The 21333-nt window shown below is 74.9% G+C and carries 10 protein-coding genes; 8 read left to right on the top strand and 2 right to left on the bottom strand.

Features of this window, described 5'->3' with window-relative positions; translation table 11 throughout:
• Nucleotides 1-6: 6 nt before the first annotated feature.
• The 8 genes from ABZ809_RS20745 to ABZ809_RS20710 all read left to right on the top strand — a co-directional run bounded on the left by ABZ809_RS20745 (nt 7) and on the right by ABZ809_RS20710 (nt 18483).
• Entirely contained in the window at nt 7-6561 is a 6555-nt protein-coding gene (locus tag ABZ809_RS20745) for an amino acid adenylation domain-containing protein (protein ID WP_357564194.1), read from the top strand.
• Nucleotides 6558-8996, top strand: coding sequence for a beta-ketoacyl synthase N-terminal-like domain-containing protein (locus tag ABZ809_RS20740; RefSeq protein ID WP_357564193.1), 2439 nt, complete (start codon nt 6558-6560; stop codon nt 8994-8996). Before ABZ809_RS20745 ends, ABZ809_RS20740 begins: the two co-directional genes overlap by 4 nt.
• A gap of 3 nt (nt 8997-8999) precedes the next feature.
• On the top strand, nt 9000-10022 hold the full coding sequence (locus tag ABZ809_RS20735; protein ID WP_357564192.1) for an LLM class flavin-dependent oxidoreductase: 1023 nt from the start codon (nt 9000-9002) through the stop codon (nt 10020-10022).
• Nucleotides 10019-11614, top strand: a complete 1596-nt coding sequence (locus tag ABZ809_RS20730) for an MBL fold metallo-hydrolase (protein ID WP_357564191.1) — start codon at nt 10019-10021, stop codon at nt 11612-11614. Before ABZ809_RS20735 ends, ABZ809_RS20730 begins: the two co-directional genes overlap by 4 nt.
• Nucleotides 11611-15198, top strand: a complete 3588-nt coding sequence (locus ABZ809_RS20725) for a CocE/NonD family hydrolase (RefSeq protein WP_357564190.1) — start codon at nt 11611-11613, stop codon at nt 15196-15198. The genes ABZ809_RS20730 and ABZ809_RS20725 overlap by 4 nt, the downstream gene beginning before the upstream one ends.
• Nucleotides 15195-16496, top strand: a complete 1302-nt coding sequence (locus tag ABZ809_RS20720) for an aminotransferase class III-fold pyridoxal phosphate-dependent enzyme (RefSeq protein ID WP_357564189.1) — start codon at nt 15195-15197, stop codon at nt 16494-16496. Before ABZ809_RS20725 ends, ABZ809_RS20720 begins: the two co-directional genes overlap by 4 nt.
• A gap of 16 nt (nt 16497-16512) precedes the next feature.
• Nucleotides 16513-16725 (top strand): MbtH family NRPS accessory protein, encoded by a 213-nt coding sequence (locus ABZ809_RS20715; RefSeq protein WP_357564188.1) that lies wholly within the window; start codon nt 16513-16515, stop codon nt 16723-16725.
• A gap of 450 nt (nt 16726-17175) precedes the next feature.
• Complete coding sequence (locus tag ABZ809_RS20710; RefSeq protein WP_357564187.1) at nt 17176-18483, top strand: condensation domain-containing protein; 1308 nt, start codon at nt 17176-17178, stop codon at nt 18481-18483.
• Nucleotides 18484-18573: 90 nt separating this feature from the next.
• On the opposite strand, the gene ABZ809_RS20705 is transcribed toward ABZ809_RS20710, so the two are convergent.
• Both ABZ809_RS20705 and ABZ809_RS20700 read right to left on the bottom strand, forming a co-directional pair.
• The gene (locus ABZ809_RS20705) at nt 18574-20862 is read right to left on the bottom strand and encodes a condensation domain-containing protein (protein WP_357564186.1); all 2289 of its coding nucleotides are present in this window, start codon (nt 20860-20862) and stop codon (nt 18574-18576) included.
• Nucleotides 20859-21333: phosphopantetheine-binding protein (locus tag ABZ809_RS20700; protein ID WP_357564185.1), on the bottom strand; the 475-nt coding region annotated here is incomplete at its 5' end. The genes ABZ809_RS20705 and ABZ809_RS20700, both read right to left, overlap by 4 nt.

The raw sequence follows: 21333 nt of genomic DNA, 5'->3' as shown, positions 1-21333 counted from the left end.
AGCCAGATGACCGACCACCCCGGCGCGTTGGTCCACGAGGCGACGCACGTCGTCAACCTGGGCGCCGCCCTGTGCCACCAGGCACGGGTCCAGCCCGCGAGCCCCGCCCTGCACCTGGTGGCCGAGGACGGCTCGGCCAGCACGGTGGACTACGCGACGCTCGACGCCCGGGCCCGCCGGGTCGGCGCGGCCCTCGCCGGGCACTGCCGCCCCGGCGACCGGGTGCTGATGCTCGTCGGGGCGGGCGTCGACTTCCTCGCCGGCTTCTTCGGCTGCCTCTACGCCGGCACCGTGCCGGTGCCGTTGGCCGCCCGGCTCAACCGGGCCAGCGCCCCGGTCGTCGGGCGGATCCTGGCCGACGCGCGGGCCAGCGCCGTGCTGGCGGCCCGCGCGGTCACCGGCGCGGTCGACCTGAGCACGCTGATGCCGGGGGACCGGCTGCCGGTGCTGGAACTGGAGTCCCTCGACGCCGCCCCGACCGGCTGGCAGCCGGCGGTGGACGAGGGCGGGCTGGCGTTCCTCCAGTACACCTCGGGCACCACGAGCACCCCGAAGGGGGTGATGGTCAGCCACCTCAACCTGCTGGAGAACCTGCGGGCCATCCGCCGCTCCTTCGGGTTCGACGACGCGACGGTGATGGCCTCCTGGCTGCCCCCGCACCACGACATGGGACTCATCGGCACCCTGCTCACGCCCGTCTACCTCGGGGTGCCGACGGTGCTGATGGACCCGGCGACCTTCATCCGTACCCCCGTGCGGTGGCTCCAGGCGATCAGCCGGTACCGGGCCACGATCAGCGGCGGCCCCAACTTCGCGTACGACCTGTGCGTGCGCAAGGTGGCCGGGGCCGACCGCGCCGAGCTGGACCTCAGCTCGTGGCGGGTGGCGTTCAACGGCGCGGAGCCGGTGCGCGCGGCGACCCTGCGCGCCTTCGCCGAGGCGTTCGCCCCGCACGGGTTCGACGAGCGGGCGTTCCTGCCCTGTTACGGGCTGGCCGAGGCGACCCTGCTGGTCGCCGGGCGGGCCCGCCCGCAGCGTCCCGTCGTGACCACCGTGGCCGACGAGAACCCGACCGGTCCCACCGGTGACCGCCCCGGCACCGAGGTCGTCGGCTGCGAGATCCTGCCCGAGGCGGAGGTCCGGATCGTCGACCCGGCCGGGCACGAGGTTCCCGACGGCAGCGCCGGGGAGATCTGGGTCCGCGGCGGCAGCGTCGTCGACGGGTACTGGAACCGGCCGGAGGAGTCCGCGCGGACGCTGCACGCGACCCTCGGCGGCGACCCCGGCGACGGACCCTACCTGCGCACCGGCGACCTCGGCTTCCGCCGGGACGGTCACCTGTACGTGCGCGGCCGGATCAAGGAGACGGTGGTCGTCCGCGGCCAGAACCACTACCCGGACGACATCGAGCAGACCGTCCGGGCCGCCTGCCCCCGCCTCGGCGGGCGGATCGCGGCGTTCGGTGTGGACGTCGCCGACGACGGGCACGGCGTCGGCGAGGCCGTCGTCCTGTGGTACGAGACCCGTTCCGACCAGGCGGCGGACGAGGCGCCCGCCATCGCCGAGGCGGCCCGCCGGGCGGTGGTGACCGCGCACGGCCTGGACCTGCACCGGGTGCTCGCCGTGCCGCCCGGCACCATCCCGGTCACCACCAGCGGCAAGACCCGGCGCGGCGACTGCGCCCGGGCGTACGCCGCGGGCAGCGCGACGATCGTCGCGGACGACCCGCTGCGCCCGACCGCGCGCCCCGCCCCGGCCGCCGCGCCGGCGACCGCGCAGCGGCTGCGCGCCCTGGCCGGCGCGCTGCTCGACGTCGACCCGGAGCGGATCGCCCCGGACCGCTGCCTGCCGGAACTCGGCTTCGACTCGCTGCGGGCCGTGGAACTGCAACACCTGATCGAGGGGGAGTGGGGCGTCCGCCCCGCCCTGAGCGACCTGCTGGGCGACCGCACGGTGGCCGAACTGGCCGCCGCGCTGCCGGCCGCGCCCGCGCCGGCCGACCCGCCGGCCACCCCGGCCGTCACCGGCGAGCCCTACCCGCTGTCGTACGGCCAGCGCGCCATCTGGTTCCAGGGGGCCCTCGCCGAGGATCCGGCCAACCTCAACCTGTGTCGGGCGGTCACCGTCGACGGCGACCTGGACACCGCGGCACTGGCCTGCGCCGTCCGCGACCTCGGCACCCGGCACCCGGCCCTGCGCACCCGCTACGACGACGGCGGCGCCGAGGTGACCCAGCGGGTGGCCGACGACGCCGAGGTCACCCTGGAGGTGCGCGACGCGGCGGGCTGGCCGGCGGGCCGGCTCGACGAGGAGATCGAGGCGGAACTCGGGACCGGCTTCGGCGCCCCGCCCCTGCTGCGCGCGGTGCTCTTCCGGCACGCGGCGGACCGGCACACGCTGCTGCTGTGCACCCACCACAGCGTGATGGACGTGTGGTCGCTGGCGGTGCTGGTGGAGGACCTGGCGACCGGCTACGGCAGGCACGCCGCCGGGGCCGGCGTGACGCCGCCAGCGCCCGCCGCCCACCCGGCCGAGTTCGTCGCCTGGCAACGTTCCTTCCTGGACTCCCCGGCCGGTTGGGAGCTGACCGCGACGTGCCAGGCCCAGGTCGCCGACCTGGTGCCGCTGGACCTGCCGACCGACCGGCCCCGGCCGCCGGTGCGCACCTTCCGGGGCGCCGCCCACGCGTTCCGGATCGACGCCGACCTGTGCGCCGGGATCGACGCGCTGGCCGCCGCGCAGGGGATCAGCCGCACCGCCGTGCTCTTCGCCGGCTACGCGGCCGTGCTGGCGCGATACGCCGGGCAGACGCGGTTCCCGCTCGGTTTCGTGCACGCCGGACGGGTTCGCGGACGCTTCGCCGACCTGGTCGCCTACCTGGTCAACCCGCTGCCGGTGCCGGTGGACCTGTCCGCCGACCCGGAGTTCGGCGCGCTGGCCCGGGCGGCGCACGACGGGGTGCTGGCCGCCTCCGACCGCGCCGAGGTGCCGTTCGGGAGGATCGTCGAGGGGCTGGGCCAGGCCGCCGACGCCAGCCGGGGCGCGCTGCTCAGCGCGGCGTTCGCCTACCAGCACGGGCGCGGCACCGACCGGCTCGGGCTCGCCCCGATGGTGCTCAACCACGAGGGGGAGTTGGGGGACTGGGCCGGGCTGCGGGTGTGCAGCCGGCCGGTGCGGCAGCGGGCCACCTACTACGACCTCTCGCTCTACCTCGGCGAGCACGGCGGCGAACTGCTGGGCACCTTCGACTACAGCACCGACCTGTTCGACGCCGACACCATGCGGGTGCTGGCCGAGGCGCTGACCGCGCTGCTGTCGGCGGCCGTCGCCGCGCCGGCGACGCCGGTCGGGGCCCTGCCGCTGCTCGCCGCCGAGCGGCGCCGGCAGGTGCTGGTGGAGTGGAACGACACCACCGCCGGCTACGACACCGAACGGTGCGTGCCGGAGATCGTCGCCGAGCAGGCCCGCCGGACCCCGGACGCGCCCGCCGCGATCGACGACACCACCCGGTTGACCTACGCCGAGCTGAACGCGGCGGCGAACCGGCTGGCCCACCGGCTGATCGGGCTGGGCGCCGGGCCGGGCGGCCGGGTCGGCCTGCTGGTGCCCCGCTCCACGGTCAGCCTCACCGCCGTGCTGGCGATCCTCAAGACCGGCGCGGCCTACGTGCCGCTCGACCCGTCGTACCCGGTGGACCGGCTGCGGTTCATGCTCGCCGACTCCGGTGCCCGGCTGCTGGTCGCCGCCCCCGGCGCAGCCGCCGACCTGCCGGGCGTCGCGCTTGTCGACCCGGCCGAGGAGTCGCTCGCGGCCGAGGACGACCGCGACCCGTCGCCGAGGACCCACCCCGACGAGGTGGCCTACGTCGTCTACACCTCCGGTTCCACCGGTACGCCGCAGGGCGTCCTCGGCCTGCACCGGGGCATCGTCAACCGGCAGCGCTGGATCATGGACCGCTTCCCGATGGGCCCGGACGAGGTGGGCAGCCACAAGACCTCGCTGAGCTTCTTCGACTCCGGCGGGGAGATGTTCCTCCCGCTGTTCGCCGGCGCCCCGGTCGTCGTGGTGCCCGAGGACATCGGCCGGGATCCGGCCCGCCTGGTCGAGCTGCTCGCCCGGCACCGGGTCACCCGGCTGGTGGCCGTACCGTCGCTGCTGCGGGCCATCCTCGACGGTGTCGCCGACGCCGGGCAGCGGCTGTCGGCGCTGCGCTACTGCCACTCCAGCGGCGAGGCGCTCACCCCGGACCTGGCCGCGCGGTGGCTGGCCGCCCTGCCCGGCTGCGTCCTGGTCGACCTCTACGGCTCGTCCGAGATCTCCGCCGACGTGACCCTGGACGTGATCACCGGCCCGGAGCAGGTCGGCAGCATCGGGCGGCCCATCGGCAACACCCGGATCCACGTCCTGGACGAGGCCATGCGGCCGGTGCCGCCCCGCTTCGCCGGCGAGGTGTACGTCGGCGGGGCCGGCCTGGCCCGTGGCTACCTCGACCAGCCGGCGTTGACCGCCGCGCGGTTCGTCCCCGACCCGTTCGCCACCGGCGGACGGCTGTTCCGCACCGGCGACCGGGGCCGGTGGAGCCACGACGGCCGGCTGGAGTTCCTGGGCCGGGCCGATCACCAGGTGAAGGTGCGCGGGTTCCGGATCGAGCTGGGCGAGATCGAGGCGACGCTGCGGGCCCACCCCGGGGTGGCCGCCGCCGTGGCCGCGCTCGCCGAGGCGCCGGGCGGCGGGGAACAGCGGATCGTCGCGGCGGTCGTGCCCCGCGGCCGGGGCGGATCGTCGGGCGGGGCCGCGGGCGACGACCCGAGCGGTGCGCCGGCCGCCACCCGCGTCGCCGACTGGCGGCTGCTCTACGACCGGATGTACACCGACGCCGGCCCCGCCGAGGAGGCCCAGCAGGCCATCTGGACCAGCAGCTACACGGGTGCGCCGTTCACCGACGTCGAGATGGGCGAGTGGATCGACCAGGCGGTCCGGCGGATCCGGGACCTGCGGCCCCGCCGGCTGCTGGAACTCGGCTGCGGCACGGGCAACCTGACCCTCGCGTTGGCGCCCGACTGCGAGGCCTACGTCGGCACCGACTTCTCCGACGCGGGCCTGAAGGTGCTCGAACAGCGGCTCGACGCCGAGGGCGTCGACCGGGACACGGTGACCCTGCTGCTGCGCGAGGCCGACGACCTCACCGGCATCGAGGCCGGCAGCTTCGACACCGTGGTGCTGCACTCGGTGACCCAGTACTTCCCGCACCACGACTACCTGCGCCAGGTGCTGCGCGCGGCGGTCACCGCCGCCTCGCCCGGCGGGCGGATCTACCTGGGCGACGTGCGCGACCTGGACCTGCTGGAGGTGTTCCACGCCTCGGTGGAGCTGGCCGCCGACCCGGAGCCCGGCCTGACCGTCGCCGAGCTGCGGCGCCGCGCCGCCGCCCGGGTGCTCGCCGACGACGAGCTGGTGCTGGCCCCCGACCTGTTCCTGACCGCGCCGGACTGGCTGTCCGGGGTGACCGCTGTGGAACTGCACCTCAAGCGCGGCCGGCGGGCCAACGAGCTGACCGCGTTCCGCTACGACGTCGTCCTGCACGTGGGCACCGCCCCCGAAGGCAGCGCCGCCGCCGACCCGGCCGAGCCGGTGCGGCTGGACTGGGCGCGCGACGGGCTGGACGTGGCCCGCCTGCGCGTCCTGCTGCGCGGCAACCGTGACCGCCCGGTGGAGGTGCGCGGCGTGCCGAACGCGCGGCTGGTCACCGTCGCCGGGGCGGTACGCCGGCTGGCCGACCTCGCCGACGCCGAGCCGGTGACGCGCCCGACCGGCGAGCTGCCGCCCGGCGTCGACCCGGAGGACTGCTGGAGCATCGGCGAGGCGCTGGGCCGGCGGACCTCGGTGGTGCCGTCGGCCGCACGCGACCCGTACACGATGGACCTGCGGTTCTGGCCGGCGGCCCGGCCGGACGACCCGGTCGGCTGGACCCCGCCCCGGGCCCTGCGTGCCGACTGGCCGGAGCTGGCCAACGACCCGCTGCGGGCCTCCGCACGCCGGGACCTCCTGCACGGCCTGCGCACCCACCTGCGGCAGCGGCTGCCGGAGTTCATGGTGCCGCTGCTGCACCTGGTCGACGAGCTGCCGACCACGGCCACCGGCAAGGTGAGCCGCCGCGCCGTGGCGGCCGAGGCCACCGAGGCGATGGCCCGGCAGGGCGGGGGCGCGACGGCCCGGCCGCTCGCGGCACCGGCCGGCGGGCTCCAGGCCCAGGTCACCGAGGTGTGGCTGGACGTCCTCGGCGTCGGCGCCGTCGGCATCGACGACAACTTCTTCGACGTGGGCGGCAACTCGCTGAGCCTGGTCCAGGTGCACATCCGCCTCCAGGAACTTCTCGGCCGGCAGTTCCCGCTGGTCGACCTGTACGAACACTCCACCGTGCGCAGGCTCGCCGAACACCTTGGCGGGCCGGCACGGCCGGCGACGGAACCAGCCGTCGAGCCGGGACCCGACCGCACCGAGCAGGTGGCGAACCGCCGCCGGCTGATGCGCCAGCGCATTCAGGAAGTGGGGAATCGATGAGCAGCGAGATGGACGTCGCCATTGTGGGGATGAGCGGACGGTTCCCGGGCGCGGCGAACGTCGCCGAGTTCTGGGAGCTGCTCCGCGGCGGTGTCGACGCCGGCCGCCAGCTGACCGCCGCCGAGCTGGACGCCGTCCCGGCCGCCGAGCGTGACGACCCGGCGTACGTGCCGGTGTGGTCCGGGATCGAGGGCGCCGACCAGTTCGACGCGCAGCTCTTCGGCTACTCGCCGACGGACGCGACGCTGATCGACCCGCAGCACCGGATCCTGCTGGAGTGCGCCTGGGAGGGGCTGGAGGACGCCGGCTACGACAGCCGCCGCTTCCCCGGCGACATCGCCGTGTACGCCGGCTGCGGCCTGAACCAGTACCTCCTCTACCACCTGCTTCCCCAGCAGGAGCTGGTCGACTCCGCCGGTCGGCTGGGCATGGCCGTCGCCAGCGACAAGGACAACCTGGCCACCCGCATCTCGTACAAGCTCGACCTGACCGGGCCCAGCGTGTCGGTGCAGACCAACTGCTCGTCGGCCCTGGTCGGGCTGCACCACGCGATCAGCAGCCTGCTCGACTACCAGTGCGACATGGCGATCGTGGGCGCGGTGAGCGTGAAGAACCCGGTGCCGCGCGGCTACCGGCACGAGGCCGACGGCGTCAACTCGCCCGACGGCCGCTGCCGGGCCTTCGACGCGGAGGCCGCCGGCTACCACCTGGGCGACGGCGCCGGTGTCGTGGTGTTGCGCCGCCGGGAGGACGCCGAGGCCGCCGGTGACCGGATCTATGCGATGGTCAAGGGCTCGGCGGTGAACAACGACGGCGGCGGCAAGGTCAGCTTCACCGCGCCTGGCCGGTCGGGCCAGGTGCGGGTGATCCGCCGGGCGCTGCGGGTCGCCGACGTCGAGCCGGGCTCCATCCAGTACGTCGAGGCCAACGGCAGCGGCACCCTGATGGGGGACTCGATCGAGGTGGCCGCCCTGGAGGAGGCGTACGGCGCCTCCGGGGCGGGATGGGCGATCGGCTCGGTCAAGCCGAACGTCGGCAACCTCGACACCGCCTCCGGCGTCACCTCGTTGATCAAGGCGGTCCTCGCCGTCCACCACGGCGAGCTGCCGCCGTCGATCCACTACCGCAAGCCCAACCCGCAGACCTCCCTCGACCGGGGGCCGTTCCGCGTCAACGACCTGCTGCGGGACTGGCCCGAGACGGCCGGGCCGCGCCGGGCCGCGGTCAGCTCGTTCGGCGTCGGCGGCACGAACGCGCACGTCGTCCTCGAACAGGCGCCGCCGACCGTGCCGGCCGGTGCGGAACCGCAGGCGGTGCTGCTCACCGTCTCCGCGGCCGGCCCCGAGGCGCTCGCCGCCGCCACCGGCCGGCTCGCCGCACACGTCGGGAGCCACCCCGAGCAGTCCCTCGCCGACATCGCCTACACCGGCCAGGTCGGCCGCCGGGCGCTGCGCCACCGGGCCGTCGTGGTGGCCGCCGACCACGACGAGGCGGTCCGCGCGCTGTTCGCCGTCGGCACCGGGGAGGCGACGCCGGAGGGCGCCACGGTCGCGTACGCCTTCCCCGCCACCTGCCCCGACCTGGCCGCGCTGTGCGCCGCGCTGCCCCGGCTGCGGGCGGAGGTCGAGCGGGTGGCCGGTGAGCTGGGCGTCGACCCGGACGCCGGCGCGGCGGGTGCCGACGCGGCCACCGTCACCGGGCAGCTCGCGCTCGCCCGACTGCTGGCCGCCTGCGGCGTGTCCCCGGTCGCCGCCCACGGCGACGGGGCGGGTGCGCTCACGGCCGCCGTCGTCGACGGCCGCTGGACGGTGGCGGAGGCGGGCCGCGCGCTGCGCGCCGGCACCCGGCCGCCGGCACCGGCCGGGGCCCCGGCGGAGGCCGACGTGACGCTGGTCGTCGGGCCGGCCGAGGCGTCCCCGCTGGCCCTGACCGGCGACGGCGGCGACCTGCGCGCGCTGCTGGGCGCGCTCGGTGAGCTGTGGCGCCGGGGCGTCGAGGTGGACTGGGCCGCCCTGCACGAGGGCGCGTCCCGGCGGCGGGTCGGCCTGCCGACGTACCCGTTCCAGCGGTCCCGGCACTGGATCGACCCGGTGGCCGTGGCACCGGTCTCCGGCCCGCAGACGGCGGCCCCGACCGCCGACACCGCAGCAGCCACCGGCTCGGTCCTGGAGGAGGCGGTGGCCGCCGTGTGGCGGCGCCGGCTCGGGGTGGACCGGATCGGGCCGCACGACTCGCTGCTGATGCTCGGCGCGGACTCGCTCAACGCCGCCCGGACGCTGCGGGACCTCGCGCAGGCCTTCCACGTCGACCTGCAACTCGGCGTGTTCCTGGAGACGCCCACCGTCGCCGCCCTCGCCGAGGTGATCGACGGCAAGCTGCGCGAGGCGCAGGAGATCCGGGCCGCGCTCGCCGCGGTCACCGAAGAGGGAGCGTGAGGCGTGCCCGACGTCAGCTTCATCACCGTGGTGCCACGGGTCCGGGACCTGAACACGTACGCGGACACCGCGATGTCGGTCGTCCGCCGGACCGACGCGGCGGACCTCGACGGCGTGCTCATCTTCACCGGCAGCGGCGCGGTGCTCGACCCCTGGATCCTGGCGACCGCCGCGGCGGCCGGCACCACCCGGCTCAGCCCGCTGGTGGCGGTGAACCCCGTCTACCAGCACCCGTTCACGGCGGCCCGGATGGTCGCCTCGCTCGGCCTGCTCTACCAGCGGCGGATCGACCTGAACCTGATCACCGGCACCGCCCTGAGCGACCTGGATGCGCTCGGCGACCGGCTGGAGCACGACGACCGGTACGCGCGGCTCGCCGAGTACGTCGAGGTCATGATGGGGGTGCTGGGCAGCCGCCGCCCGTTCAGCTTCGACGGGCGGTTCTACCAGGTGTCCCGGTTGCAGCTCGCGCCCGGGCTGCCCGCGCACCTGCTGCCCCGGCTGTTCGTCGCGGGGCAGTCGCCGGCCGCCCGCGAGGTGGCCGACCGGGTGGGCGCGACGAGCATCCAGATGCTCACGGCGGGCCGGCCCGACGCGGGCGCGGCACCGGCCGGCGCGCTGAACTTCGGGCTGCTGACCCGGGCGACGGCGGAGGAGACGGAGCGGGCTGCCGCGGCCCGCTTCCCGGATGACCCGGACGGCGCGAAGATCACCGCGGTCACCATGACCAACACCGACTCGGTCTGGAAGCAGCGGCTGTTCGCCGAGGCGGAGGCCGGCCACGGCGCCGTGACCGTCGATCCGGCGTACCGGCTCGCGCCGTTCCGCTCCGGTCAGGCCGACGGGCCGTACCTGGTGGCCGACCACGCCGGGGCCGTCGACCGGCTGCTGGCCATGATCCGGGCCGGGGTGCACACCTTCGTGCTGGACACCCCCGCCGACGACGAAGACTTCCACCACCTCGCACAGGTCGTCCGGACCGTCCGGGACCGACTGCGCACGGACTCCACCGAGGGAGCGCGATGAACCAGCCCTTCGCCAGCCACGACCTGGTCCACGCCCGTCCCAACCTGGCGCTGGAACCGCTGGTCCACCGGTACTACGCCTGGCTGAACCTGGTCTCGCCGGTGCCGGCGGCGATGAACTTCGCCAAGCTGCACGTGCCGCTGCTGCGCTCGTTCCTCGACGCGCCGGCGCTGCACCGGCGCTCGGCCCGGGACCCGAAGCTGCGCGGCGGCATGTTCGTCGACCTGGAGGACGACCAGCTCGACGGGGTGTCCGACCTGGCGACCCGGCTCGCCGACGGGCCGATGCCGGAGCTGTCGGCGGCGATGGACGAGCTGACGGTCAACCTGGAGAAGCTCGCCGACGGGTTCGACCTGACGCCCCGGTACGGCGAGATCCCGCCGGCCCTGCGCGGCTACGTCGAGCTGGTCTACGACCTCAACGACCACGCCCGGATCCGGCTCGCGGAGCGGATGCTCTACCGGTCGCGGCACTTCGACGAGACCGCCCACTCGGTGGACCTGTCGCTGGCCACCGGCGACGAGCGGCCCTTCGCGATGACCACCCCCCGGTTCCCCGGCAACGGGCACGTGCAGGCCACCATGCCGCTGCGCGACCCCCGCATCGATCTGCTCTTCTCCACCATGACCACGGCCCGGCCCTTCGGCGAGCTGCGCGAGGCGTTCGACGTGTCGGACGCCGACCTGGCGACGTTCAGCGGATTGTTCTCCGCCGAGCCGGGCGGGAGCCCGGACCGCAACCTGGACGGCCCCGGGCTGCGGGTGCGCTACTTCGGGCACGCCTGCGTGGTGGTGCAGTCCGGCCCGGTCACCGTGATGACCGACCCGTTCCTGTCCGACGCCCTGGGCGACGGCGACCGGTACGCCTACGCCGACCTGCCCGACGTCATCGACTACGTGCTGATCACGCACGGGCATCAGGACCACCTCGAACTGGCCACCCTGCTGAAGCTGCGGCACCGCATCGGCACGGTGGTCGTCCCGAAGACCGCCGCCGGGGCGTTGCAGGATCCGTCGCTGCGGCTGTGCCTGGAGGCGCTCGGCTTCCCCAACGTGGTCGACGTGGAGCCGGGGGAGACCATCGAGCTGCCCGACGGCCAGATCGTGGTCTGCCCGTTCGTCGGCGAGCACTGCGACCTCGACATCGCCGCGAAGGTCACCTACTCGGTGCGCACCGGCGGGAAGAACCTCTACTTCGGCGCGGACAACCGCTGCGTGGACCCGGCGCTGTTCGGCCACATCCACGACATGATCGGCGACGTCGACATGGCCTTCCTCGGTATGGAGTGCGACGGCGCACCCCTGTCCTGGATGTACGGCCCGCTCTTCTCCCGGCGGATCGACCAGAAGATGAGCCGCAGCCGCAAGCTCAACGGCTCCGACGCCGTCGAGGCGATGGGCATCGTGCGGCGGCTGCGGGCCCGGCAGGCGTACGTGTACGCGATGGGTCGCGAGCCCTGGCTGGTGTTCGTCATGGCGACGAACTACACCGACGACTCGTACCAGCTCAAGCAGATGGCGGAGTTCTTCCAACGGTGCACCGACCTCGGGGTGCCGGCGCGGGAGCTCTACGGACGGGCCGACCTGGTATGAGCCGCACCTGGACCTGCCGTTCGCAGTACGTGGCCACCCGCGACGGCACCCGGCTGGCCGCGTACGTCTTCCGGCCGGTCGGCCAGCGCGACCCGGCGCCCGCCGTCTGGGCCCACGACCGCTACCACCAGGTGTCGCCGCGCCCCGGGCGCGACGACTTCCTGGCGGTGGTGCGGGCCGAACTGGCGGACGTCGACCTCACCGACATCGAGGACCTCGGGGTGGCCGAGGTGGCCCCCGGGGAGGTGACGCTGCGGGCCTTCCCGGTCGCGCAGCGGCTGCTGGCCCGGGGCTACGTCGTGGTGGTGGTGGACAGCCGGGGCAGCGGCGCGTCGTTCGGCACCAGCGACGGCCCGTTCGCCACGGTCGAGGCGACCGACACGTACGACGTCACCGAGTGGATCGCCGCGCAGCCGTGGTGCGACGGCCGGGTCGGCATGTTCGGCCGCTCCTACCTCGGGGTGTCGCAGTACCTGGCGGCCAGCACCGCCCCGCCGCACCTGGTGGCGATCTTCCCGCAGATGGCGTTGTTCGACCTGTACCGCTTCGCCTGGGACGGCGGGGTGTTCCGCGACGACTTCGCCCGCGCCTGGGGCGAGGACGTCCGCGAGCTCGACCTGCGGGGTCCGGTCGCGCCGCTCGACGACGACCCCGACGGCCTCCTGCTGGCCGCCGCCCGCGCCGAGCACGTGGCGAACCGGGACGTCCGGACCATGTTCGCCGGCCTGCCCGAGCGTGGGTCCCGGCTGCCCGACACCGGCGAGGCGGCGTACCTGACGCGCAGCCCGTCGGCGCTGCTGGAGGCGATCAACGCCTCCGGGGTCGCCGTCTACCACCTCGGCGGGTGGCACGACGTCTGGGCGCGCGACGCGACCGAGTGGGCGCGCCGGCTGACCGTGCCGCACCGGGTGGTCATCGGCCCCTGGGCGCACACCGGTGGCCTGCTGGGCGGGGCCGGCTACAACCTGGCCGACGAGCACCTGCGCTGGTTCGACCACTGGCTGCGCGGCCGGGACACCGGCGTCATGGACTCCCCGGCCGTCCGGTACCACGTCATGGGTGCCGACACGTGGCGTACCGCCCGGTCCTGGCCGCCGGAGCCGGCGAGCAGCGGGACGTGGCACCTCGGCCCGGCCGGCGAGCTGGGCCCGGAGCCCCGGGCGGGCGAGGCCCGCCGCTACGAGGTGGACTACGCCACCACGTCCGGCAAGACCACCCGGTGGGCCAGCGGCTACGGCTCGCCCTTCCAGCGGCCGGACCTCACGGACAACGACACCCGGGCGCTGTGCTGGACCTCCGCACCGCTGGCCGAGGCGGTCGACCTGGTCGGCGCCCCGGTGCTGCGGGTGTCCGTCCGGGTCGACGACGGGCCGGCCGACGTCTTCGGCTATCTCGAAGCGGTGGCCCCCGACGGCACCTCGCTCTACGTCACCGAGGGCTGCGGCCGGGTCGACGGGGCGGAGGACTCCCGGCTGGAGATCGAGCTGCACCCGATCGCGTACCGGTTCGCGGCGGGCGACCGGATCCGGCTGGCCGTCACCGGGGCGGACGCCGACAACGCGCTGACGGTGGTCCGGGACGTCGCGCCGGTGCTGACGGTGCGGCAAGACGCCGAGGCCGCCCCGACGCTGGAACTGCCCCGCGCGGTGCTGCCCGGACAGCGGGACCCCGACGCCGGCACGGCCCCGCTGTCGGTGGCGCAGCGGGCGATCTGGCTGGCCGAACAGGCCGGCACGAGCGGGGCGGCGTACCACCTGGACGCGGCGGTCGAGCTGACCGGGCCGGTGGACACGGGCGCGTTGCACGCGGCGGTCGACGAGATCGTCCGCCGGCACGAGGCGTTGCGGACGACCATCGTCGAGATCGACGAGGAGCCGGCCCAGCGGATCCATCCGCCGGCGCCGCTGACCATCGCGCGGCTGGACCTCGGTGACGCGCCCGTGGAGGGCTGGGCGAACGACGAGCGGGTGACCGGGTTCCGCGACCGCCGCTGGGACCTCGGCCGGGAGTGGCCGATCCGGGTCGCGACCGTGTCGCTGCCCGCCGGCCGGACGGCGCTGCTGCTGGTGGTCCACCACGTGGCCGCCGACCCGACCGCCGCGGAGATCTTCTTCGCCGAGTTGGCCCGGCTCTATCCCGGGTACGCGGGCGGCGAGCCGGTCCGGCTGCCGGACGTGCCGTGCCAGTACGCGGACGTGGCCCGTCAGCAGCAGGCCGAGCTGGCCGGGCCCGGCATGGCCGACCAGCTCGCGCGGTGGCGGCGGTACCTGGACGGCGCCCCGCAGGTGATCAGCCTGCCGACGGACCGGCCCCGGCCGCCGGTCCTCGACCACCGGGGCGGATCGGTGCGGTTCACCGTCGACGACGCGCTGGCCGCCCGGGTCGTGACGGCCGCCGCCGCCGCGCGGACCAGCCCGTTCACCCTGCTGACCGCCGCGTTCGCCCGCACCCTGAACGCGTACGGCGCGGGCGACGACCTGCTGATCGGCACGCCGAGCCTGCAACGTGACGACGAGTCGACCCGCGACCTGATCGGCTGCCTGGTCAACCTGCTGCCGTTGCGGGTCCGGGTCGACTCCGACGCCACCGTCGCCCAGTACCTGCACGACGTGCGCGGCTCCGTGCTGTCCGCGCTGGAGCTGCGCCGGGTGCCCTTCGACACGCTGGTCGGCGAGCTGCGGCCGCGCCGCGATCCGGCTGTCTCCACCCTGGTGCAGGTGTCCGTCCGGTTCGGCCGGGCGGTGCCGGACCGGTTCCGGCTGGGGCCGGTCGAGGCGGTCCGGTGGGAACCGCCGGAGTGGACCTCGGCGAAGTACGACCTGGCGCTGGCCGTGAACCAGGTCGGCGCCGACCGGATGGTGGGCAGCCTCGACTTCCGGACCGCCCTGTTCGACCGGGCCACGGTCCAGCGGATCCTCGACTCGTTGCTGACCGTGCTCGACCAGCTCGTCGGCGACCAGGAGCGGCAGGTGGGCGAGCTGGCTGTCCTGCCCCGGCGGGAGCTGCGTACCCTGCTCGACGGCTGGAACCCGGCCCGGCTGCCGGACACGTTGGTCGGGCAGGGCGACCTGCCGGCCGTGGCCCGCTGCTACGTCCTCGACGACCGTGCCCGGCCCGTGCCGGTGAACACCCCCGGGCGGCTGTGGGTCAGCGGAGCCGGCGACGTCGCCGACCCGTACGCCGGCACGCCGGACGCCCGGATGCGCGACACCGGGGCCACCGCGCGGTGGACCTCGGCGGGGCACCTGGAACTGGTGCCACCCGCCACACCGCCGGGTGCCGCCGCCCCCGATCAGCCGGTCGCGGCGACGGCGACCGTGGCCGCGGCCGCCGCGGAGCCGACCGACGACGGCCGGGCCGAGGTGCGCGACCGGCTCGGGCAGATCTGGGCCGCCCTGCTCAAGGTCGACGACGTCGGTCCCGCGGACGACTTCTTCGACCTGGGCGGCGACTCGCTCTTCGCGATCCGCCTGATCAGCCGGATTCGCAAGGCGTACCAGGTCCGGCTCTCCCTGCAGGACGTGTTCGCCGCACCGACCCTGGCCGAGCAGGTCGACCTGGTCTGCGAACGGCGGACGCCGTGACCGGGCCGGTCTTCTATCCCTGGTCCGCCCAGGAGGAGATCGACCCGGTCCGCATCGCCGGCGGCGCGGGCAGCTGGTTCTGGGACGACCAGGGCAACCGGTGGCTCGACCTGCACGCCCAGCTCGGCAACCTGCACCTGGGCCACCAGCACCCGGCCCTGGTGGCGGCGGTGACGGAGCAGGCCGGGCGGATGTGCACGATCGCGCCGTCGTTCGCGGTCGACATCCGCGACGAGGCGGCCCGGGCGATCGTCGAAGTGGCACCGGGCGACCTGGAGACGGTGCTGTTCACCACCGGCGGCGCGGAGGCCGTGGAGCACGCGGTGCGGATGGCGCGGGTGGTCACGGGGCGGCCGAAGGTGCTCGCCGCCTACCGGTCCTACCACGGTGCCACGGCGGGGGCGCTGGCGCTGACCGGCGATCCCCGCCGGTGGCCGGTGGACACGGCCAGCGGCGGCGCGGTGCACTTCCTGGGCCCGTACCCGTACCGCAGCGAGTTCCACGCGACGGATGCCGCGCAGGAGGGCGAGCGGGCGCTGGAGCACCTGCGCCGGCTCGTCGGCTACGAGGGGCCGGAGACGATCGCCGCGATCCTCGTCGAGCCGGTGGTGGGCAGCAACGGCGTGCTGGTGCCGCCGGACGGATACCTGGCCGGCGTGCGTCGGCTCTGCGACGAGAACGGCATCCTGCTGATCGCCGACGAGGTGATGACGGGCTTCGGCCGGTGCGGCCGCTGGTTCGCCGGTGACCTGTGGGGCGTGGTGCCCGACCTGATGACCTTCGCCAAGGGGGTCAACTCCGGCTACGTGCCGGTGGGCGGGGTGCTGCTGTCCCGCGCGGTGGCCGCCCACTTCGCGCACCGCCGCTACCCCGGTGGACTCACCTACTCCGGGCACCCGCTGGCCTGTGCCTCGATCGTGGCGGCGCTGCGGGTGCTGCGGGAGGAGAACCTGGTCGAGCGGGCGGACGCGCTCGGCCGGGAGGTGGTGGGCCCGGCCCTGGCCGCGCTGGCCGACCGCCACCCGATCGTCGGCGACGTGCGCGGCGTCGGCCTGGCCTGGGCCGTCGAACTGGTCCTGGACCGGGCGACCCGCGAGCCGCTGGCGCCGTACGCGGCCCCGGGCACGCTGGCGCCGGAGATGGCCGCGCTCCTGGGGGCCTGCAAGCGGCAGGGTGTCTGGCCGCTGGCGGCGGGCAACCGGCTGCACCTGTTCCCCCCGTTGACCATCACGGAGGAGGAACTGACCGCCGGGATCGACGGGATCGACCGGGCCCTGTCCGCGGTGGCCGAACGGTGACGAGAGGAGCATGACGATGGCGCAGACGGAGACGACCGACACCTGGCGGGTCGTGGTCAACGACGAGGAGCAGTACTCGGTCTGGCCGGAGGGCCGCGACAACCCGCCGGGCTGGCGCGACGAGGGCTACGTGGGGCCGCGGGCCGGGTGCCTGGAGCACATCGGGTCGGTGTGGACGGACATGCGTCCGCTGAGCCTGCGCCGGGCGATGGGGGAGGCCGCGCGGTAGCGGGCGGTCGGGGCCGGGCCGCGCGGGGCACCCGTCGGCCGGCCCGACCACGCATCCGGTGGACTGATATCACCGTTCGTGAGCGGAAGGCGGCGAGCGGTGATTTTTCGCGTCGGCGTTCGGAATGGGCGACGAAAATGCGGGGGTTGTGCCGCGGGGGAACAAATACTAGCGTCTGTACACAGTGGACCCCGGCGGTTCCGGATGGGAGTCTAAGATGCGCGCTAACTGCTACACGGCAACGACCCTGGTTGACGTCGACCTCGTTGTGCGGCCCCGCAAGAGCCGCCTCGCCTGATAGCTGAAAACGGGGGCTCCAGCCTCTGTGGCAATTCTGGTACGACCCTCCTGAAAACACGCCTGCCGGAACGTCGGTAGGTGGTCTTGTTAGATTGCAAATTAGTCAGGTTATTTGGCCCGCCGGGGCCACCTATTCGTTCGGGGATTCAGGTGCGGGACTATTTCGAGACGAGCGAGCACCAGGAATACCTGTGCCGCCTCGACGGTAGGGTCGATCCCGCGATGCTCACGACCCAGGCGTGTTACCGCCTCGATGGTGACCTCGACGTCGACGCGGTGCGCCGGGCCGTCAGCCTCCTGGGCGAGGCACACTCGTTGCTGCGTCGGGCGTTCGACGAGCGGGACGGGTTCGTGGTGCTGCGCGACGGCGGCGGCCGGGCCGACCTGGAGGTCGTCGAGGTCACCGACGACCGGGCGGCCGTCGACTGGTGCCAGGCCGCCCTGCGCCGTCCGCTGGACCTGTGGTCCGGGCCCTGCTGGGCGGTCTCGCTGGCCCGGACCGGCACCGGAAGCGCCTACCTGCTGCTACGCGCCCACACGGCACTGCTGGATCACCAGTCCCTGGACCTGCTTGTCGACGACCTGGCGGTCCTCTACCGGGCCGAACTGGACGCCGGCGCGGCCCGGCTGCCCGCCGCCGAGGCGGTCGACGATGTCCTGGACCGGCTCTTCGAACTCGGCGAGGAACAGGCGGACGACGACCTCGGCTGGTGGCTCGACACGTTCAGCCGGCTCGACCCGGTCGAGACGGGGGCCGACCTTCTCGACCCCTTCGACGCGTCGCCCGACGCCCCGGCCACGGCCCTCGGGGGCCACCTGGTGGAGGCCCACCTCCCGTCCGGCGAGATCGTGCCGGCGATCCGCCGGCTGCGGGTCTCCCCGTTCGCCGCGTACACCGCGGCCCTGCTCGGCGCGGTGGGGGAGCCCGCCAGCACCCGATCCTTCCGGGTGGCGTTCGTGGTGGACATGCGTTCGTTCCTCGACTGCGAACGAGTCGTCGGCCAGCTCAGCCAGGCCTCGGTGCTCAGGGTCGACGTACCGGCCGGGATCGGGCTCGCCGACCTCAGCCGCCGGGTCGCCAATCAGGCCGCCGAGTCGCTGGGCCACCAGGCGGTGCCGTTCGAACGGGTCGTGGTCGAGCTGAAGCGGCGGGGGGTGCCGGTGCACCTGCTGGCGCCGCTCTCGGTCAACTTCTCCGTGCTGCGCGTGGTCGACTGGCCCGGCGCGGAGGCCGGGGTGATCGAGCTGGACAGGGCCACGGGGGCGGACGACACCGGGCTGGGCGGCTACTTCGACCAGCTCGACGGCGAGGGCCGGCTACGGATCAGGTTGTCTGCCGCCGCCGGTTCCCACAGCGCCGGTCGGGCTGCCGAGCTGCTGGCCGCGACCCGGCGGCACCTGGAGGCTGGGCTGGCGGTACCGGACCGGCCACTCGCGGCCACCGTCCCCACCAGCTGACGACGGAGGCCGCTGCCCGACCCCGCCCCGAGGCGGTCCCGTGGCCGTCGCCAGCGGTCGCACCGCGAGCGACGGCCGGGGCGCCGCCGCTCACCGGCCGTCCAACGCCCGGGCCAGCCACTCGGCGATCCGTTCCACCGTGGGCCGCCGCAGCAGTGAGTAGTGGTCGCCTTCGTACTCGTGGACGGTGGTCCGGGCGCCGGCGTACCGCTGCCAGCGTGGTTGCCAGCGCGGCGACGCGGTGGCCTGGACGAGCGTCACCGGCAGCTCCGCGCCCTCCGGGTGGTAGCCGGCAACGGCGGTCACGTGCCGGGCGAAGGTCTCCACCCGGCGGCGCACCTCGCGCACCGGCAGCGCCACCGGGGTCACCCCGGCCTCCACCAGCCACCGGCGCAGCAGCATCGTCTGCTCCTCGACCGGCAGCGCGGCGAGCGTCGCGGCCGTCGGCGCGGCATGCTCCCGGCCGAGCGACGCCGCGAGGTCCGCAGCGAACCGGGCCGCCACCGCGGCGGCGCCGGTCGCGTCGGCCGGGCGTGCCTGCCCGGGCGCGGTGTCCACGACCACCAGCAGGTCGACCGCGCGCCCGGCCCGCACCAACTGGCGCGACATCTCGTACGCGAGCAGCCCGCCCATCGACCAGCCGAACAGCCGGTACGGCCCGGCCGGCCAGCGGGCGACGACCTCGGCCAGGTACGACTCGGCGAGCGCGTCGACGGAGTCACCGGTGGCGTCGGCGGTCGACTCGATGCCGACCAGGTGGTGCGCGGGCAGCAGCCGGGCGAGTTCGGCGTACGCGCCGACGGTGCCGCTGACCGGATGCGGCAGCAGCAGCGGCGGCCGATCCGTCGGCCCGCCGAGGTGCACCAGCGCGCAGGGCGCCGCCCCGCCAGGCCGGTGGCGCACCACCGGTCGTGGGGGCACCGCCGTCCCGGTGCTGGCCGGCATCGGTTGCCGCACCGGCAGCGCGTCGAGGGCGATCTCCGGATCGTCGGCGACGGCGCTCAGCAACGCGGTGAAGTCGTCGGCGACCGCGGCCATGTCGGCCGGGTCGAACAGCTCGTCGCGCCAGGTCCAGGCCGCCACGAGCCCGCCGGATTCGCCGGTCAGGACGTCCAACTGCACGTCGAACTTCGCGGTGCCGGTGTGCACGTCGATCCAGGCGGTGGTCAGGCCGGCGAGCCGGGGCGGTGGCGCCGGCCGGCCCTCCACGCTGAACGCGAACTGCGAGAACGGCATTCGCCCCGGCAGCCGCGCCGGCCGCACCTCCTCCACGATCCGTTCGAAGGGCGCCGCCAGGTGGGCGTACGCGTCGAGGGTCAGGCCCCGGACCCGGTCGACCACCTCGGCGAAGGTCGGGTTGCCGGTCAGGTCGGCGCGGAGCACCACGGTGTTGACGAAGTATCCGATCCGGCTCTCGTCGGCCTCGCTCGTCCGGCCCGTCGTCGGCGACAGCACGGCCACGTCGCCGCTGCCGGTGCGCCTGGACAGCAGCACCAGGTACGCGGCAAGCAGCGTCATGAACGGGGTGGCCCGCCGGCTCCGGCCGAGCCGGGTCAGGGCGGCCGTCACGTCCCGGTCGAGCGGGACGTCCAGCCGCCGCCCGGCGGTGAGTTCCCGGGCGGCCCGGTCGCGGACACCCGGCAGGTCCAGGTCGGGCAGGCCGGCCAGCTTGCCCTGCCAGTAGGCCAGCGCCTCGGCCAGGTCCTCCGCGTCGGGGACGTCGTCCGCCTCGTCGTCATCGGCCTCGTCGGGCTCCGCCGGGTCGAGGTCCGGCACCCGCCCCGCCCGCAGCGCGTCGTACGCCGTGGCGAGGTGCTCCCAGAAGACCGCGCGGGATCCGCCGTCGAAGACGATGTGGTGCACGGTGACCGCGAGCAGGTGTTCCCCGGGCCCGCACCGGACCACCACCGCCCGCAGCAGCGGGCCGGCGGCCAGGTCGAACAGCTCGTCGTGGGCCCGCGTCAGCTCCTGTCGCACCCGCTCGTCGCGGGTCGCGGCGTCGGTCGCAACCAGGTCGACGACCGGTACCGGCACGGGCGTCGACGGACCGATCCGCACGACGACCTCGTCGTCGACCATGGCGAAGGTGGCCCGGAGCAGGTCGTGCCGGTCCGTGACCGCGGTGAGCGCGCCGCGCAGGGCCGGCAGGTCCAGCTCGCCGGTCAGCCGCACCACCGTCAGGATGTGGTACGCGGTGCTGGTCGGCTCCAGCTGCTGGAGGAACCACAGCTGCCGCTGGGCGATGGTCGCGGGGCTGGCGGGTGCGGCGGGCAGGCGCTCGTGCAGCAGCCGCACCAGGAGCTGCCGGTGTTCCTGGGCCGACCAGCCGGGCGGCGGCCGCAGCAGCGCGGCGACGGGGTCGGGTGACGGACCGCTCATCGCGGTGCTCCTGTCCTGTCGTACGGCTGGTCGGGCCGGCTGGCGGCGGCCAGCGCCCGCCGGGCCTCGTCCTCGGTGAGTGCGGCGACGGCCTCGCGCAGGACGGCCACGCTGTCCACCCAGCCGGGGCGGCGCTCCACGCGGCGCAGCTCGCCGGCCAGGCCGGCGATGGTCGGGTCCCGGAACAGCGCCGCGACCGGCAGTTCGACCTCGAACGCGGCGCCGGCCTGCGCGGTCACCTGGGTGGCCAGCAGGGAGTGCCCGCCGAGGGCGAAGAAGTCGTCGTGCACGCCGATGCCCGCGCCGGTGGTGCCGAGGACCGTCGCCCAGATCTCGGCGAGCTGCCGCTGCACGGTGTCAGCGGGCGGCGCCGAGTGGGTGGTGGTGTCGGGTGTGGGGAGGGCGGTGCGGTCGATCTTGCCGTTGCGGGTGAGGGGGAAGTGGGGGAGGGCGATGATGCTGTGGGGGACG

It is taken from the genome of Micromonospora sp. NPDC047074, from assembly GCF_040643815.1.
Lineage (GTDB): Bacteria > Actinomycetota > Actinomycetes > Mycobacteriales > Micromonosporaceae > Micromonospora.
The sequence above is the reverse complement of the archived record's forward strand: the minus strand, read 5'-3'. Positions and strand labels throughout refer to the sequence as shown.